This is a genomic window from Mucilaginibacter sp. P2_A4 (assembly GCF_056405015.1).
Genome location: NZ_JBFUCX010000011.1, coordinates 251,899 through 268,944, shown reverse-complemented (window position 1 = coordinate 268,944; position 17,046 = coordinate 251,899). Strand labels below are relative to the sequence as shown.

Genomic DNA, 17,046 nt, shown 5'->3' with positions numbered 1-17,046 from the left:
TTCTATCAGATCAAATATCAATTTTAGTTCCGAAGTTGAAAAGTAAAATTCAATGTTTCGTATCTCCCCATTTATTTTAAATATCAGTTTGGTGTGTTTGCCACTTTTATAGGGTATAATTTCGCAATCTCCTTTCATTAGGAAGCTATTATTTTTTAAAACTTTACTTGCGCTTTCTGTTAATTTATTCATGTTCGCCGATTGTGGTAAATAACTGTAAATTAAACAGATGGGTTTTAGTTTTGTTATTAATTATAGGTTTAAATTGCCTTAACTATAACTCATATCGCAATTTTCGTATCTATATTTCTAACAATTTAATGACAAAAAACCCTTATCTAACCAAAATATAGCATTTTTTTGTGTTATTTTCTCAATAATCAATCAAATTGTTTATTTTTTGTCTTCGCGTATAAGATTTGGAAGGTTATTGACGTTTTCTTAACGCTTATTGCTATCAAATTCGACTTGATTGACTTGGCGATGCTTTTTTGTTTCATGAATATAGCATTGGGTTAAATAAATTAACAATAAACGCTAAAATAATACAATGACAATTTAAATTGATTGATAAAAATGATCAGAATGAGCCTTTTTCTGTAAAAATTGAAAAGAAATCAGTTGAGGTTCAGTTGATTAAAAAATAACAAAAGAAAAAATGTAACTAAGACGTTAATTCTCCCGTTAAGAGCAGAAATTAACTATTGATTAAAATATTAAATTCATGTCGTATCCAAAAAGAATTGCCCTTTTTGCTGCGCTTGCTTTTTCATTCTCTGCTTGTAAAAAGGAAGCTACCAGCCCAGATTTAACACTGTCAAACAATGCAACTACAAGTTTTGCAACCTCCGCAACCAGTTCATCCGTCATTAGCAATGTAGTTGTTGCAAGCGGTTTAACTAATCAAGTATCTGTTTTAATAAAAGGTTCAGCCTACTACATTGACCGGAATTATGCCATTACAGGCGTACCTGATTCCCTCGCTAATCTTGACATGATCAAAACGGCCAATGCCGATAAGAGTAACGCCTCATCGTCTTACATGTCTTTTAACTTGAGTCAAGCTTCAACGGTTTACGTTGCCTTCGATCCGAGAGCAACATCTTTACCAACCTGGTTAAAAGCCTGGACAAAGCTTAAAGCCACGGTTTCTCTGAATGACTCAAAAGTTACCTATTATGCACTATACAGTAAAGTTTTTGATGCAGGCACTGTAAAACTTGGCGGTGCTAATGCGAGCGGTGCTGCAGGCATATTAAATCAATATTTTGTTTTTGCTAAAGCTAAAGTTAAAACATCAGCGCCTATTGCCACACCATCAGATGAAACAACCGGCAGTACCAATTCTTTTATGTTAGGTGTTAACGGACACTCATTAGGATTGCCGGCTTACATGACAGTTAGCCAGGAAGATCAAATATCACTACTAACTAAAATGGGGATGAGCTGTTACCGTCAAAATATTAACATCAATTCCGACGGTTCCATCCCGCTTTCAAATATCTTTTTGCCACTTTATAAGGCGGCTTCGGCCAACGGTGTTACAATTTTGCCGATGATTAATACCACAAGCCTTGATTTTTCTGCCAGCGAAAGCAGCGCTTATGCTACCGGGAAATCGCTTGGTGTAAAAACCGCAACTAAAAATGCCGGATACTTTAAATACTATGAGTTGGGTAATGAGATTGACAATAAGGTACTTAAAGGAGGCAATGGTGACGTATCAACAGACTATGACGCCAACAAGCTTAAAATAGCGGCGGCTTACTTAAAAGGCTTGGATGATGGTATTAAATCCATACAGCCAACTGCTCAAACTATGATTGATGCAGGTTGGTTGCATTACTACTTCCTTCAGTATATGATATCGTACGGGAATAAATTTAATATTGTTGCATGGCATTGGTATTCTGATATGGAAGCAACAGCTACAAGAATTAAAATACCCGATATTTCATTAAAGCTGACAAGTTTGTTTAATAAACCTATCTGGTTTACAGAGGTTGGTCAAAGGCCGGATGCGGTTGCTAATATTGAGCAAGTTCAAAGCGATTTCTTATCCAACTTTGTAAAAAAAGTGAAGAAAAATCCCAAAGTAGGAGCAGTGTTATGCTATGAGCTTTTTGATGAACCGGAGAGAGCGTCGGCCGAGAAAAGTTTTGGTTTATTAAAATGGACATCCATGTATGATAAATATTCAATGAAAATAGTAGCACAAACCTTTGTAGCTAATAAATAGAAAAGTAACCGGTTAAAAAAAACTTATTACTTGGTTGAAAGAGGCTGGTTCATCAATAGATGCAGCCTCTTTCCTTATTTAAAGAATATTTTTTTGTGTTATAATTTCAATTATTTACAAGTAGAATAAGCTATAACTGTTAAAATAGTAGTATTAGGAATACGTTTTTATAAACAAATTAATAAGTTGCTTGTTGATTTCACAGTTAGTTAATAGGGTTATTGATTAACAAAAATGCAGAAGCTCACGCACCTTAATGGTCGTGAGCTTTGTTTTTTTTAGACACGTTTGCATCAATAAAACAATACAGCAAGATTTCCGGGATAGCCTTCAATAAAAGAAATCAATTTAATTATGAGTTGATTAAAAAAGAATAAAATTTGCCAATATTTCACAGTTGGATATACAATAATTACTAATTGTTAAATTTTTGTATTATAGGTTATAACTTGCAGTAATCTAAACATTTACGATAAGTTTAAATATTTGAATTTACCTTAAGCCAATGTTTGATACTATAAGCTGTCCCTGGGTTACCATTTCTGGTCATAAGCTAGCATATATCTAAATAACCTTTATCATGAAACGCAGCACAAAGTTACTACAGTTAGCATTTCTGTTAGTGTCAGAAATTGTAATGATCAAATCTGTGAAGGCGCAAAGTTTACCAGTTTCACTCAGGACTGATATAAAAGTCACCAAGCTTTTAGATGTACCAACCGGCTGCTCAAGGCTGGCCCGAGATCCCGTATCTGGCCACTTGTTTTTTGTAAATCAAAACGGAGATGTTTATGAGGTTATGAATAGCAACGGCACTTACACCAGTGTGTTGAGAGCCACAGCAACAGATCATGGAATAACATTGCTTCAGGGATTGGCATTTAAGGGAAAATCGCTTTTCCTGATAGGTAACCGAAATGCGGATAGCATTAGTTATGAAGGCAAAATTGTAAAGGGTACATTGCAGAATACAGGAAAGAGAAGCTGGACACAGGTCATGACAACCGAAAAATATGGTTATACCAACACCGCTTATAATCATGGGTATAGTGGATTAGTAGTTAGTCCGGACAGCAACTATCTTTTTATCAGCAGTGGATCCAGAACTGATCACGGCGAAATTCAGACAAGGAAGGGCTTAAAAACAGATTTGAGAGAAGAACCCCTTACGTCTGCGATATTTAGAATTCCCATCAATTCGTCAAACCTGGTGTTGCCAAATGATTCGGCAAGATTGGCGACGTTGGGGTATCTTTATGCGGATGGAACGAGAAATAGTTTTGATCTGGCTTTCGGGCCCGACGGGAATTTGTACGGATGCGAAAACTCAGGCGACAGAGACGATCCAGACGAATTAAATTGGATAAGGCAGGGCCATTTTTACGGCTTTCCGTGGAATTTGGGTGGCAATGAAACGCCCATGCAATTTGCAGGATATAACCCAGCTACTGATAAATTACTTAATCCCAATTGCAACGGCGCAAAAAAAGGTTTTTTTTATAACGATCTGGCGTATCCAAAGAAGCCTAACCGCATTTTTACAGCGGGAATTGTAAATATCGGTACTGATGCTGATAAAGTTAGAGATCCTAAAACCGGCGAAATTTTGGATGCTAACGGAACGGGGCTAAAAATGACCACATTTACAAGCCATCGGTCGCCCCTAGGGCTTGTGTTTGACAGAGATAGCCTTTTGACAGATGAGTTTAAAGGGCATGGTTTTTTATTGGGCTGGACGGCGGGTGTTTCAGATACATCCAAGGAAATTGGTCCATTTGCAGACCCGGGTCAGGATTTACTTCATGTACAATTTATATATGATAACGTTACTGACAATTATAGAATACAAACTCACCGCATAGCATGGAAATTTAACAATCCCGTAGATGCGGAAATGGTGGGAAATATAATATATGTACTTGAATACGGTGGCTCGTCGCCCAAGATATGGAAGGTAGAAATGCCTATACCTGCGCCCTGCGGTAATCAATCATATGTTACCAGGGAGCAATACAATAATATTCCTGGTAACCTGGTAAGTAATTTAACTGCTAATAAAAACTATCCCGATCATCCTACTATTACAACCAGGCTAACTTCATTTGAATCTCCACTGAACACGGGCGATAGCTATGGTGTACGCATCAGGGGGTACGTTACAGCGCCCGCAAATGGTAACTACACCTTTTTCTTAGCTGCCGATGATGTAGCCGAACTTTGGGTAAGTACAGATGCTACAACAACGCAAAAAAAGAAGATAGCTACTGTTAACGCTTATACTTATTCAAGGCAATATAATAAATATGCAACTCAAAAATCCGCCCCTATAGCTTTAAAGGCCGGAACCAGGTATTATATTGAGGCCCTTCAAAAAGAAAATACCGGCGGTGATAATTTATCAGTTAGCTGGCAATTGCCTGGTGGCAGTATGGAAACCCCCATATCATGCAACCGCTTGTCGCCCTTTATTCAGTCTGCACAGGCAAAATTTATCTCAACAGATTCAGTTGCTGCGCCTACAGATATAGTTTCCGAGGAATTGTTGGTTTATCCAAATCCGGCACGAAATGCTATAAATTTAAAGTTCAATGCATCTAAAGCACATCGCGGAGAGGTGATCGTTACCAATTTTACTGGCTTAAAGGTTTACAAAAAAACAATTGAGGTTGTTAACGGAGAAAATAAAATAAATATTAACAGCGAATTTTTACCTAAAGGTATTTACATCATAAATGTTACCTATTCAGGCATTACACATAGTAGTAAAGTAATAATAGAATAATTGAAGGCCAAACCCCAAGCCAAATTCTTAAGTATTGCAAACTTGTACCAGATAAATATGCATACAGGCAACCTTCAGACTGCCTGTATGCTATTGAAACATTTTAATTATGACATGTTATTGCCGCATTTGTGAGGGTGATGCGTCATTTTGATTGTCAGAAGCGTAAAGCTTTGTAAAATCTAAAAGCAGTTTATTATAGTTTTCTAAAAGTGTAATGTATCGGTCTTTCCATACATGATGCGTCGGCAATTCCCAGAATATTGGATCATCGCTATCTGGTTGTTTGTAATTAAGAATTTCTCCAAAATCTTCTTTAGTAAATAAATTGGGGAATTCAGAAGAAAAGTCATGTTTAAGAATTAGTCCAATTCTGTAAATTATTTCTGTTTTTAAATATTTCTGATTAAACCAATTATACACAGATCTACGATTAACATGCGTTAAACGAGCGATTTCACTAATGCTGAATCCTTTTTTTCTAACCAGCATTTCCACAATTTGTCCGTAATGTTTTTCCACAGGAGCATCATTTAAAAGTTTAAAAAATAAGATCTTAAACCATGAGCATCAGCGGCCTTTAAGTTATTATGAAATTGAATTTAATTCATAGTTTTAATTTATGTGTAAATTTCAAGTTCGCCGCAATAGTGATGATTAAGCTTAAAATACTGTTTCTATCTCGCCTTAGCCATTAATTGGCCAAATACTAATTGCACTAAACTTAAAGACATTAAGGTCAGCTACATTAAATTCAAAAAGCGACTTTCGCTTGGTTTTAATTGCCGGCCAAAATAAATGAGTGTTCTGTTTTTTAAAGAGATCATCTGCTTTTCTTTTCCATCGGACCTTGATGGCTACCGCAATTCTCCTGAATTTGTCGGTTTCTTTAATTTGTGAAAGGTTTTTCATAATAATTGTTTGAGAGTTATGTGATGAATTTTGAGGGCAGGCACAATAATAAAACAAGCATTTTATGTGTCAGCCATGATAAAAAAAAGTATACCTAAATGTTTATATTTTATCATAATCTTCTTTTATTAATATAAAATGTTAACAATGTGTGAATTACGTCCTATAAAGATAGAGATTTTCAATGCTAAAAATTCCTTTCTCAGGGCCACTTTTCGGCTACACAGGCTCACCAAACATATGATTAGCCATACACAATCAAGGCGGTTGATGTCCACATGGATGATAAACTGTACGTTTCAAAACCTTGATTACTCCGTCCCTAAATAGCAAATTAGGTCATTTTGTAAACTTTACGCTACATCTAACATATACCTTGGCTCACAGAATATTGAAGATGCACTTGAAAATTAACATACGCTAACTGGCAGCAAAGCCAGTACATGCACAGCATGTTCAGTGCGCGCAATGAAACCTTGGATAATGACCGCTATGCTGTAACGTGGAGCAGCCTGTTGGACGTATTGGGAAATAGCAACTAGCGCCCATCAATTGCCTTATTGCCGAAAGGCCAAAAGTTTCGGTGATTTTGACTGCCTATTTATTTAAAACATGGATCGTTAAAAGATCACTTGCTATTTCTGCATTTTTCACTGCAATATTTTACCTCTTCCCAATTCTTTGCCCATTTCTTCCGCCACGAAAAAGGGCGGCTACAAACCGGGCAGGTTTTGGCAGGTAAATCTTGCTTATTTACCTGCTTCACTGATCCAATTTTATTAAAAAGTTTTCGGCGGCCGTTAAGTGATATTGTTGCTTTTCACTACTCATTTTATCAAATGTGCTAATCAGCATGCCTAAACGCGGATTGGACAAAAAGAAGCTGCGGTGAACATGCAAAAACCTCCAGAAAAGCCCGTCCCATATTCTTTGCCAGTCGCCTTTTTCGTAGTCACTCATTTTCATTAGGTAGTTACTGCCGCTGATATAAGGTTTGGTCACCATCAGGCCACCATCGGCAAATTGCGTCATTCCATAAACATTGGGCACCATTACCCAGTCATACGCATCAATAAACATTTCCATGAACCAGCGGTAAACATCATCGGGATCAAACTCGCATAGTTGCATAAAATTTCCAAGCACCATCAGCCTTTCGATATGATGACAATAGCCTGTCTTTAAGATTTTTTTGATGGTGATATCGATAGGCGCAATGCCGGTATCGCCTGTCCAAAAACTATGCGGGATCTTTCTTTTAAATTTCCAGTAGTTGGTGGTACGTTGCTTAACGCCTTCTCGTTCGTAAACCAGGTGGATGAACTCTCTCCAGCCCATAACCTGGCGAATAAATCCCTCTAAAGAATTCAAGGGGATATCGTAGTCTTGGGCAGCGGATAATGCCGCTTCAATAATCTGGCCGGGCAATAATAACCCGATGTTAAGCATCGGTGTTAACACGGAATGATTAAGCACGGTTTCCTGAGCAACGATAGCGTCTTCATAAACACCAAATTTTTCAAAACGGTGCCGTAAAAAATCATCCAGCCATTGAGCGGCATCATCAAAGGTAACGACAAACAAACAGGGTGTGCATGCATCGCCGTAGTTATCTGGAAAATTTGTTTTAACATAATCTTTCGCTTCAGTAATGAATTTGTTTTCTTCCGGTAATTCAATTATCGGCGCTTTTTCTTTTTTAGGATACTTCTGCCGATTATCCGAATCATAGGTCCATTGTCCGCCAATGGGCTGGCCATTACTTTCCAGCAAAACACTACGCTGTTGCCGTTGCCATTTATAAAAGTCGGTTTGAAAATAAGTTTTCTTTTTGCTGAAATAATCGGCCGTGCTTTCGGTCGTATTTAAAAAGTTGGGGCTATCGTAAACGCGCAGCGAAATATCATTCTGATCACAGGCCTGCTGCACTCTTTTAAATAGCCAGTCATCTGATACCGCAGCCATATGAACCTGATCGATTTGCTGAGCAGCCAGGGTTGCCATTAATTGCCTGCAATCGTTTTCCGGAGTATTGGCTTCGATATAATGAACGGTATAGTCCTGTTGCTGCAACCAGTCCTCGTAAAATTTCATGCTCGCCCTATGCAATACCAATTTTTGGCAGTGAAAATTATACTGCCGGAAAAACAACCACTCTTCTGCCAGATAGACAACGCGGCCTTTTTGCAAGGCCGGATGGTGCTGGAATAACTGGTGAGGGAAAATAAGGGTTGCGGAGTGATTCATGTCAACCAAAGATTTTGAAACAGGTTATTCGGATCGTAGGTTGCAGCCTGTTTGGCAATGTTAAAATACCGGTTAGCTTTGGGACCGTGGCCTACACCTGCGAGATAAGCCCAGTTCCCCCAGTTATTACAAACATCATAGTCAATTAGTTGCTGCTCAAAATAAGCTGCGCCATAGCGCCAGTCCAGCTTCAGGTCATTACAAAAATAACTGGCAACGTTCTGTCTGCCGCGGTTGCTCATAAAACCCGTTAGTTTTAATTCGATCATATTGGCGTCTATAAATTTCACACCGGTTTGGCCATTAACCCATTTATTTAACGCCGAGTTGAATTTATTGGGATCAACCGCTTTAAGTTGTTGGTTTGCTGCCCTTAAAAAATATTGTGGTCCGTTTTTTTCCATACAAAATCCAAAATAGTCCCTCCACAGCAACTCAAAGAACAACCAATACGTGGATTCGTTTGCGCCATGGTTAGTTTCATACGCTTTGATGGCATGATAAATTTCTCTTGCGGAAATACAGCCTAATGCCAGCCAGGCAGAAAATTTGGAGGAATACTTTTCACCCACCATTCCGTTACGAGTTACTTTATAAGATGACAATGCCTGCGTATCGTAAAAATAGAGCCGCAAGCGATCATGTGCTGCTAACATACCACCTTGATATTGCAGAACGGCGCGTGGGTCTGCGATCACCAGATCCGGAAGCAGCGCTAAATTTATAGGAGGCAGACCAGGAGAGGCTATAGAAACTGGTATCGGCAATACGGGCCTGATGGCAACCGTCCTTTCCGTTCGTTTTCTAAACTCGGTAAATACTTCGGGCAAGTTGGTAATTGGAAATGGCAGATCAGTTGTATCCAACAGATTACGGCACTCAGAAGTTAAAAAGGTGCAGTTTAACTTTAAAAGTTCAGCAGCTACTTTCTGCTGCGTATTCAACTCTTCAGGTGCACGTTCTTTTTCGGCATAAATACGGTGAGCATCATAATCTTCAGCTAATTTAAAAATCCCCTGTTCGGGATTTCCGTTCAATAAAACTAACCCGGAACCTAAGTTCCTTAATTCATTCTCTAGTTGCCTCAAACTTTCACGCAGAAACTTCAGCCGGAAATCTCCCGTCTTTTTAAATCCAAACGAGGTTGTTGCAAAAAGTAAATCATCAAGGCAATAAAACGGCACGATGAAATCATTTTCAGCTATCGCTCTGACTAAACATTCATTATCTCGCAAGCGAAGGTTTGTTTTAAACCAGACAAGGGCAATCTTTTTTGTGTCCATTAAAGTGATTAATTTCTTTTACTGATCTTATTACCGCTTATTTGACTTTGACTGTCGCATTTGAATCTACCGGATACACTGCCATGTTTTTTTCTTTCTTGTACCCGTTCCCGCCATATTCTAAAACTGGAAGGCTTCAATTCCTTTCACATTAATTTGATCACCAGCTGTTCGCTAATCCCAAATTGCAGCTTAATGGCATCAAATGAGGTGCGGTCTTCCCAGGCCATTTCAACGATTCGATCAATAGCTTCGAAATGTAATGTCAATTGTATTTGTGCAATATAGTACCAATATCTGTAAATTAAAATAATATCGTACTATAGTTGTCTTGTAATTTAGACCCTGGCATCGAATTGTAGAGATTTGACGTGGTGAAACATAGTTGTAGATTTTTATATGGTGAACTGACGTACGATCCGCTACGCTTTTTAACCGAAGAAGATAGTGATACGATAGCAAAAACCTTTACCTTAGCCGTATCACATGCTGTCAGAAAATTTAAAAGAACAAACTTTAGTTAAGCACCAGGAACTGGAAAAAAAATTGATCGGTAAAATGCGGTCTATGCAAAGTGTATTAGATTATGCTTTGTTGCTGCAATTATTTTACAGCTATTTTGGTGGATTGGAAAATTTGATCAATCCACATATCAGCGCTAAAACATTGCCTGATTATATTGAAAGAAGGAAGGCGGTTTTGCTATCCTCTGATCTGCTAATTCTTAAAGCCAAAACTCCAATGTTCGCCAGTGATGACCATTTGCCCAACATTACCAATACGGCAGAAGCCTTAGGTGCTTTATATGTCATGGAAGGTTCAACGCTTGGTGGCCAGATCATTAAGAAGATGCTGGGTAAGCAATTAGGTATTGCTGAAAATTACGCTACCTCTTTTTTTAACGGGTATGGGGATGATACGATGAAGATGTGGGCTTCTTTTAAATCTGCGCTAGATAAATTGAATTTACCGGAGACAAATGAACAGGTGATCAATTCCGCTAATCAAACTTTTCAGAAATTTAGCGAATGGTTTGATATTCATTATAAAACACTGTAATTATAATAAGACTTGGGTCTAATCCTTTCTCAAATTAGCTTCAATAATCCTTTCTAAATCTTCCAGATCAAATGGCTTAGCCAGGAATGCTTCCGCTCCGGCAGTATTGGCTAAAGCTTGGATATCATTATTGGCGAAAAAATAAATTACCGGTGTGTGTTTTAAAGCAGGCGAACTTTTTAATAGTTGAGTGGTAACAATTCCGCCTTCATCAGGAATCCAGTTATCCATGAGGATGATATCAGGCATAACTGCTGAAACCTTCTCAATTGCATTAATACAGTCCGTATAAAAATGAACCTCCCAGCCATTTTCTTCTAAAATATACTGGCAGATTGATACAACATATTCATCGTCATCAAATATTATGATTTTGCGGTTTGTTGAATTCATATATAAAATATACCTTTTAAAATTTAATGAACCCCCTGAATAGGCACGGAAAACCAAAAAGTCGAACCTTCACCCGGGCTACTTTCCACGCCTAAAGTACCGTGGTGCTGTTTCACGATCTCCGCAGTTATATATAATCCTAAACCCAAACCGGCGAAGTGCGTAGATGACTCCTGCACCCGGTAAAACCGGTCAAACAGATAATCCTTTTTACTTTTAGGTATACCGATACCAAAGTCCTGTATATCCACCCGAAATTCATTCTTAACGATAGCACATTTAATGACCACCTTTTTACCATTGGGAGAATATTTGATGGCATTGGTCAGAAAATTATTCATCACCTGTTCTAATCTGATGCGGTCAGCACTGATCTCCATGATACATTCGTCGCCATCAATGATCAATTCATGGGAATGACTCTGAACCCGTACTTCGTCAACGCTTTCTTTGACCATGCTCCAGGCATCAAAGTGGCTATAATTCAATAATAGTTTACCTTCCTGGATTTTGGTTACATCCAAAAGATCATCGAGCAACACGGTCAGTTTACCGGTCTGTTTAGCCGCTTTCTCAATGAATGAAATCATTTGGTCGTTCTTTTCCAATTTGACGGCCATTCGCTGCAAGATCTGTAGTGATCCTTTCAAACTGGTAACGGGAGTTTTCAACTCGTGACTGGCGATGCTCATAAATTCATCTTTTTTGTGCATCAGCTCTTCCGTTGCCTCGTTAGCACGGATCAAAGAGGTTACATCAAATCCGAAAAAAGCAATGCCATCTATTTCTCCGTTAGCCGCATATACCGGGTTGATGATAAGGTCAAACCAATAGTCCTCCACATCATTATCTCCCAGCGCCTTTTTCTTTAAATGACAGGCTTTACCTATATAGGCTTCGCCGTTGGTGATCACCGTTTGTTCAATTACTGAAAGTTCCAGCTGGTTAAATTCGTTATGCACATCTACCGACTTACGACCAATGAACTCTTCCTGGCCGACAAATTCGCGGAAAGATAAATTGGCAAATTCATATATCAGATCCGTACCCCGCCTGATCGTGATCAAGGCCGGCGCGTTATTAAAGATGCTGTAAAATTCGTCGCGCTGTTTTTTAATCAGGTCAAGCAATTCGATACGGCGGATCTCTGCTTCCTTTCGGGCGGTGACATCTACAATAGAACCTACCAGGCGGAATGGCGTACTGTATTCATCTTCCAAAATGCTGACACGGTCCAAAATAAACGCATAATCACCGTCGGCTTTCAGAACCCGGTATTCCGAAGTCCATTGTTTCTGATGGCTGTTAATGGCCTCATTGACGCTTTGTTTAACCTGCTCGCGGTCCTCGGGGTGAATTTTGTCGTACCAGAAATTAATAGAGTTGGCCTCTTCATTCCGCTCATAGCCAAACATGCTGACAAAAGTTTCACTCCGCCACATCGTATTGTCTACCAGGTTCCAGTCCCAGATAGTATCATTGGTCGCTTTAGCCACCAGGTTAAACCGTTCCTCACTTTCGGCCAGCTTTCGGGTTCGCTCACTCACCCGGTCTTCCAATTCTAGGTTAAGCGTTTTAAGGCCTTCACGAACAGTGATCAATTCCTGGTAATTTTTACGAAGTTTTTGTTCTGCGTTTCTTCTTTCTGTTACCCTGGTCAGGCTCATTACAAAACCGTCATTCATTTTTGCCGTCAGTACCTGGTACCAATTGCCATCAGCAATCTGGAGTTCGGATTGTAAAGGATTGCCAGTATCAACAACATGAAACAGCTTATCCAAACTTATCGTACCTGAAATGAGCCCTAGTGACTTATAGGAAGGATTTGCGTCGAACTCAGCATTTGTTTGCGATAGTAAGGATAGCGCAGCTTCGTTATAAGCGATACAATTGTAATCTAATACTTTTTTGCCGTCTTCGCGAATCTCTTTAAAAGCAAATATAGCAGCAGAGCTGGCGTTAAATACACCGGAAATAATGTTACTGAGTTCCGTAATTCTGGAAATATCAATAAAGGAAACTATTACGCCGTCTTTCTGCCTATCCTTTCGGATGTAAGGCATAATACGCATCAGATTGGTCGCCCCGTTTATAAGTTCTATTTCCTTTTCAATGGTGGAACCGTTTGCTAAAACGGCGTGAATATCATTAATAAAATTGTCGTACTGGATGTTACGGGAAATGTGGTTGATTGGCCTGCCAATATCTGCGTTGATCAGATTAACCAGCTTGATCGCTGCCGGGTTAAATTTGCGGATATTAAGGTTGCTGTCAATAAAGATCTGGCCAATATCGGTTGACTTGAAATAGTTATCAAGATCATCATTCAACTCAACCAGTTCCCTGATCTTGGCCTGGTGTTCCGTATTTAAAGTGTGCAACTCCTCGTTTAAAGACTGTAACTCCTCATTACCGGATTGTAATTCCTCATTGGCCGACATCAGTTCTTCGTTACTGGACTGGAGTTCCTCATTAGTGGTCTCCATTTCCTCGACAGCCATTTGGAGATTTGATCTGGTTTCGATCAGTTCCGCTTCCACTTCCAGTAAATGTTCCTGCTGATCTTCCGGCCCAATCGGGGAAAGTGCAATGCCCTCCCTGTTGCCCGGCTCAGCTTTACTTTCCGTAAGCATCAGAATGGTATAGCCATGGATTGAGGCAGGCTCAGGTGGCTTTACGGTGATCTGCAAAAACACATCCTCACCAGCCCGGCTCATCCTGATCTTGTTCAGGTAGGTTTTTTTGTTCTCTTTCCAGGCTTTACGAATGGCGGTATTCAGGATCACAGCGACGTTGCGGCTAACCAGGTTCAATATATTCAGATCGATCTTCTTTTCCGGTAGATTAAGGTATTGCCGGTAATTACCGATCGTATCCCGGACTGTATAATTTTTGTCAATAAATACCGCAACCGAATCAAACTCTTCAACGATCAGATTTAAAAAATCCTGCTCCACCGTATTTTCAGGTAAGGCATTGCTAACCTCTTTTTTCTCCGGTGCTTTTTTGATCAGCGGCGTAACTGTTGTGTAAGTGTGATGTAGCCCGTAATTGATGGTTCCCGTTTTCTGATAGATCTTCCATTTGCCGTTGATCTCCGTAATTCCATCTTTTATGCTCGAAGCATTTTCACTGGAACCTAAAAATAAATAACCTTCTTTCAGTAAGGAAAAATGAAAAGTCGCCATGATCTTTTGCTGCAACACATTATTCATGTAGATCAGCATATTGCGGCAGGTGATCAGGTCATTCTTAATAAAAGGTGGCGACTTTACTACGTTATGCTTGGCAAAAACGATCTGTTTACGGATCGCAGGAATAACAGAATAGGAGGTACGGTCTTTTATGAAATACTTTTTCAGTAGTGGTGACGGGATCTCTTTGGCGATGGTCAACGGGTAGCTGTTCTTTGCGGCCACTTCAATGCTAGCATCATCGAGGTCACTGGCGAAGATTTTGACATCCAGATGCCTCCCGGCCTTATCCAAACAATCATCGATCAGTATCGCAATAGTGTAAGCTTCTTCACCAGTACTACAGGCGCAAACCCATATCTTGAACAGGTCGCCGTCTTTTTTATGACTGATAATCTCCGGAATGATATCTTTCGCCATAATCTCAAACGCTGGCTTATCCCTAAAGAATTTGGTCACATTGATCAGGAAATCTTTGGCTAAAAGTTTAATTTCCTTATCATTTTCTTTTAGGAATTCTACATAAGCTTTCAAATCGGCAACTTCCACCACATTCATCCGCCGTGCGATCCGCCGCAGTATGGTTGGTGTTTTATAGAGGTCGAAATCCTGACCACTGCTGGCACTTACCAGCTGAAATAATTCGTTAAGGACAACATTATCGAAATTGTCCTCATTCAATTCCGGTTCAGCTCTTTTACTCAGAAAAGATTCCAGTTCCAGGTACATTTTTTTAGGTGCCGCGATATGATCTGCATTACCGGAGGTAATTGCACTATTGGGCATACCATCAAATTTTGCAGTAGTTGGTTCCTGGACGATAACCGTTCCGCCAAATTCCTTGATTGCCGCAATCCCTTTAGAACCATCGGTGCCTGTGCCCGATAGTACAATGGCGATCGCTTTATCTTTTTTATCCTGGGCTAAACTAAAAAAGAAATGATCGATCGCAGTGTTCGGGGATTTGTCAGCTATTTTATCGGCCAGTTTAAGCTTAGCACCTTTAATGGTCATCAACTTTTTATTCGGAATGATATAGATACAATTGCGCTGAAGTTTCAGATCGTTAGCTGCCTCGAAAACCTGCATAGTGGTATGTTTTGCCACCAATTCTACCAGCAAGCTTTTATAATCCGGCGATAAATGCTGGATAACGATAAAGGTAAGCCCGGAATCCTCCGGCATATGGTCAAAAAATTCATTGATCGCTTCCAAACCACCGGCTGACGCACCAATAGCTACCACACAAAGTTCTGCGGACCTGGCACCCAGAAAATAATTTTGTTTAATATCAGTCACTTAATTAACCTTTAGATTTGGTGATAAATTCATATAAAAAGGTTCTCAAGTTTTCAGCAACTGCTAATTCCTGTTTAGACCATGGACTGGAAGTATTATTTACCTGTTGTTTCCAAATCTTAAAAGATGCCCGGGGATGATATTTCTTACCATCTGGTTCAAAATTGATCGTTTTATTTGGATCGCCACCCCAGTTAATAGTTTGAACAACTTCAGGCCGAAAAGCAATAATAAACTCGCCGCTTTCAAGATTGAGGGGAATAGCTAAAAGGCCGCACGCCAATTCAGGATAAGGTAAAGCTTCTTCAAAAAGTTCCGGCAGATGATCGGTATAAAAAATCTTTTCAACCTGCTTATTTTGAAGCCAAAGAAACAAGTTTTCGATCATGTCCCGGTCAGGCACAGCGCCGATCTGCTGATAATCGTTTTGGAAATTTGAAACGATGCCGGTCGCATGGAGCAAGTGCATCAAATTATTACTCCCGGCATTTAATAAGCCTTTGTTGATATCGTTAAGCGTATAGATCTGAGCGAAAAGTTCAGTTTGCTGATTTTGGAGATCACTTTCTATTTCCCGCGTTGTTTTATGCAGGATACCAGCGATCCGGTTAGAGGTTACTGAGGAGATCAACTCACATATTGCGCACAACTCAAAATTAAGATAGAGCGGTTCAATATGATGGCAGGCGATCAGGCCCCATAATTTATCATTGTCAATCACTCGGAAAGACATGGACGCTTTGACGTTCATATTTTTCAGGTATTCCAGATGAACGGAGGCAACGCCACGAAGGTTACAGTCAGAAAGGTCGATAAACGCGTTAGTTACCGGATTAACCACCGGGTACAGCCTGATCGGTTCGTACTGACGATCAGGTATCAACCGATAGGGATTTTTTAAATAAAGGTCGCGCGCCTGCTTGGGCACATCAGAACCGGGGAAGGTATGACCTAAATAATTTTCAAGCTCATCTACCTTTTCTTCAGCGATCACGGTACCGTTCCAGTCATCATCAAACCGGTACATCATAATGCCATCGAAGCCCGTCACTTTCCGTAATTCATGGACGGCAGCCTGGCTCACCTCGATGACCGATGAAGCTGATTCGATTGCCGCCATGGCATATTTCACCTCTTCAAAAACCTTCGTGAAAGTGCGTTCATATTCCACCTCGCTTTTCTCCACTTCCAAAATGATATAGCCGGGTTTGAAATGAGCCAATACCGGAGTTTTCCGGTCGCTAATCATGATGGTAAATGGAATTTTTTGATTGGCTTTAGTTTCGAAACGGCCCTGCAATTCCTTCAACTGACTTAGATCAAATTCTTCACCAAGCAACGTTCCGATGATCTCCTGTAAAGGTCTATCAAATAATTCTACCACGTTTTCACTCACTTGTAAAACTTTGAAGGTGTGATTTTCGACCACCAGCAAATAGCCGTAAGATTGAATAACGTTAATGTGATTTAAAGGAAGACTTCCACAGAAGTCCGAGTCATATTTTTTTTTAGACATATAAACTTATTCGATAAATAAACAGCCTTCTTGAACAAGTTTTAAATGTTTAAAAGGACGAGCCGGATGTAAAGTAAAGTTAGATTTTTAGTTAGAAAGAAACAAATTATCCTTTAAAGGCA

11 protein-coding genes and 1 pseudogene are annotated in these 17,046 nt (G+C 39.6%); 3 read left to right on the top strand and 9 right to left on the bottom strand.

Annotated features, from left to right (window positions below; genetic code table 11):
• The first annotated feature begins 724 nt into the window (after positions 1 to 724).
• A complete protein-coding gene (locus tag AC1DYB_RS20705; protein WP_295718795.1) occupies positions 725 to 2,239 on the top strand; it encodes a glycosyl hydrolase in 1,515 nt (504 codons plus the stop codon).
• Between the two features lie 580 nt (positions 2,240 to 2,819).
• Complete coding sequence (locus tag AC1DYB_RS20700) at positions 2,820 to 5,021, top strand: T9SS type A sorting domain-containing protein (RefSeq protein WP_477437635.1); 2,202 nt, start codon at positions 2,820 to 2,822, stop codon at positions 5,019 to 5,021.
• A gap of 117 nt (positions 5,022 to 5,138) precedes the next feature.
• On the opposite strand, the gene AC1DYB_RS20695 is transcribed toward AC1DYB_RS20700, so the two are convergent.
• The 6 genes and pseudogenes from AC1DYB_RS20695 to AC1DYB_RS20670 all read right to left on the bottom strand — a co-directional run bounded on the left by AC1DYB_RS20695 (position 5,139) and on the right by AC1DYB_RS20670 (position 9,732).
• Positions 5,139 to 5,543 carry a helix-turn-helix domain-containing protein gene (locus AC1DYB_RS20695; RefSeq protein WP_295718788.1) on the bottom strand — a complete coding sequence of 135 codons (405 nt, stop codon included), beginning with the start codon at positions 5,541 to 5,543 and terminating at the stop codon, positions 5,139 to 5,141.
• A 165-nt stretch (positions 5,544 to 5,708) separates the two neighbouring features.
• Positions 5,709 to 5,933 (bottom strand): hypothetical protein, encoded by a 225-nt coding sequence (locus AC1DYB_RS20690; RefSeq protein ID WP_477437633.1) that lies wholly within the window; start codon positions 5,931 to 5,933, stop codon positions 5,709 to 5,711.
• Positions 5,934 to 6,561: 628 nt separating this feature from the next.
• Positions 6,562 to 6,699, bottom strand: a complete 138-nt coding sequence (locus tag AC1DYB_RS20685) for a DUF2256 domain-containing protein (RefSeq protein WP_477437631.1) — start codon at positions 6,697 to 6,699, stop codon at positions 6,562 to 6,564.
• Entirely contained in the window at positions 6,696 to 8,180 is a 1,485-nt protein-coding gene (locus tag AC1DYB_RS20680; protein WP_477437629.1) for a cryptochrome/photolyase family protein, read from the bottom strand. Before AC1DYB_RS20680 ends, AC1DYB_RS20685 begins: the two co-directional genes overlap by 4 nt.
• Positions 8,177 to 9,463, bottom strand: a complete 1,287-nt coding sequence (locus AC1DYB_RS20675) for a DASH family cryptochrome (protein WP_477437627.1) — start codon at positions 9,461 to 9,463, stop codon at positions 8,177 to 8,179. The genes AC1DYB_RS20680 and AC1DYB_RS20675 overlap by 4 nt, the downstream gene beginning before the upstream one ends.
• A gap of 8 nt (positions 9,464 to 9,471) precedes the next feature.
• Positions 9,472 to 9,732 (bottom strand): annotated as a pseudogene (locus AC1DYB_RS20670) (TIGR03643 family protein).
• A gap of 217 nt (positions 9,733 to 9,949) precedes the next feature.
• Here AC1DYB_RS20670 and AC1DYB_RS20665 point away from each other — a divergent pair.
• On the top strand, positions 9,950 to 10,522 hold the full coding sequence (locus tag AC1DYB_RS20665; protein WP_477437625.1) for a biliverdin-producing heme oxygenase: 573 nt from the start codon (positions 9,950 to 9,952) through the stop codon (positions 10,520 to 10,522).
• 18 nt (positions 10,523 to 10,540) lie between these two features.
• Here the strand turns inward: AC1DYB_RS20665 and AC1DYB_RS20660 are convergent, their stop codons facing one another.
• The 3 genes from AC1DYB_RS20660 to AC1DYB_RS20650 are packed head-to-tail and all read right to left on the bottom strand — an operon-like array spanning position 10,541 to position 16,924.
• Positions 10,541 to 10,915, bottom strand: coding sequence for a response regulator (locus AC1DYB_RS20660; protein ID WP_477437623.1), 375 nt, complete (start codon positions 10,913 to 10,915; stop codon positions 10,541 to 10,543).
• A gap of 23 nt (positions 10,916 to 10,938) precedes the next feature.
• The gene (locus AC1DYB_RS20655; protein ID WP_477437621.1) at positions 10,939 to 15,408 is read right to left on the bottom strand and encodes a chemotaxis protein CheB; all 4,470 of its coding nucleotides are present in this window, start codon (positions 15,406 to 15,408) and stop codon (positions 10,939 to 10,941) included.
• Between the two features lie 4 nt (positions 15,409 to 15,412).
• Complete coding sequence (locus AC1DYB_RS20650) at positions 15,413 to 16,924, bottom strand: GAF domain-containing protein (protein ID WP_477437619.1); 1,512 nt, start codon at positions 16,922 to 16,924, stop codon at positions 15,413 to 15,415.
• Positions 16,925 to 17,046 lie beyond the last annotated feature (122 nt).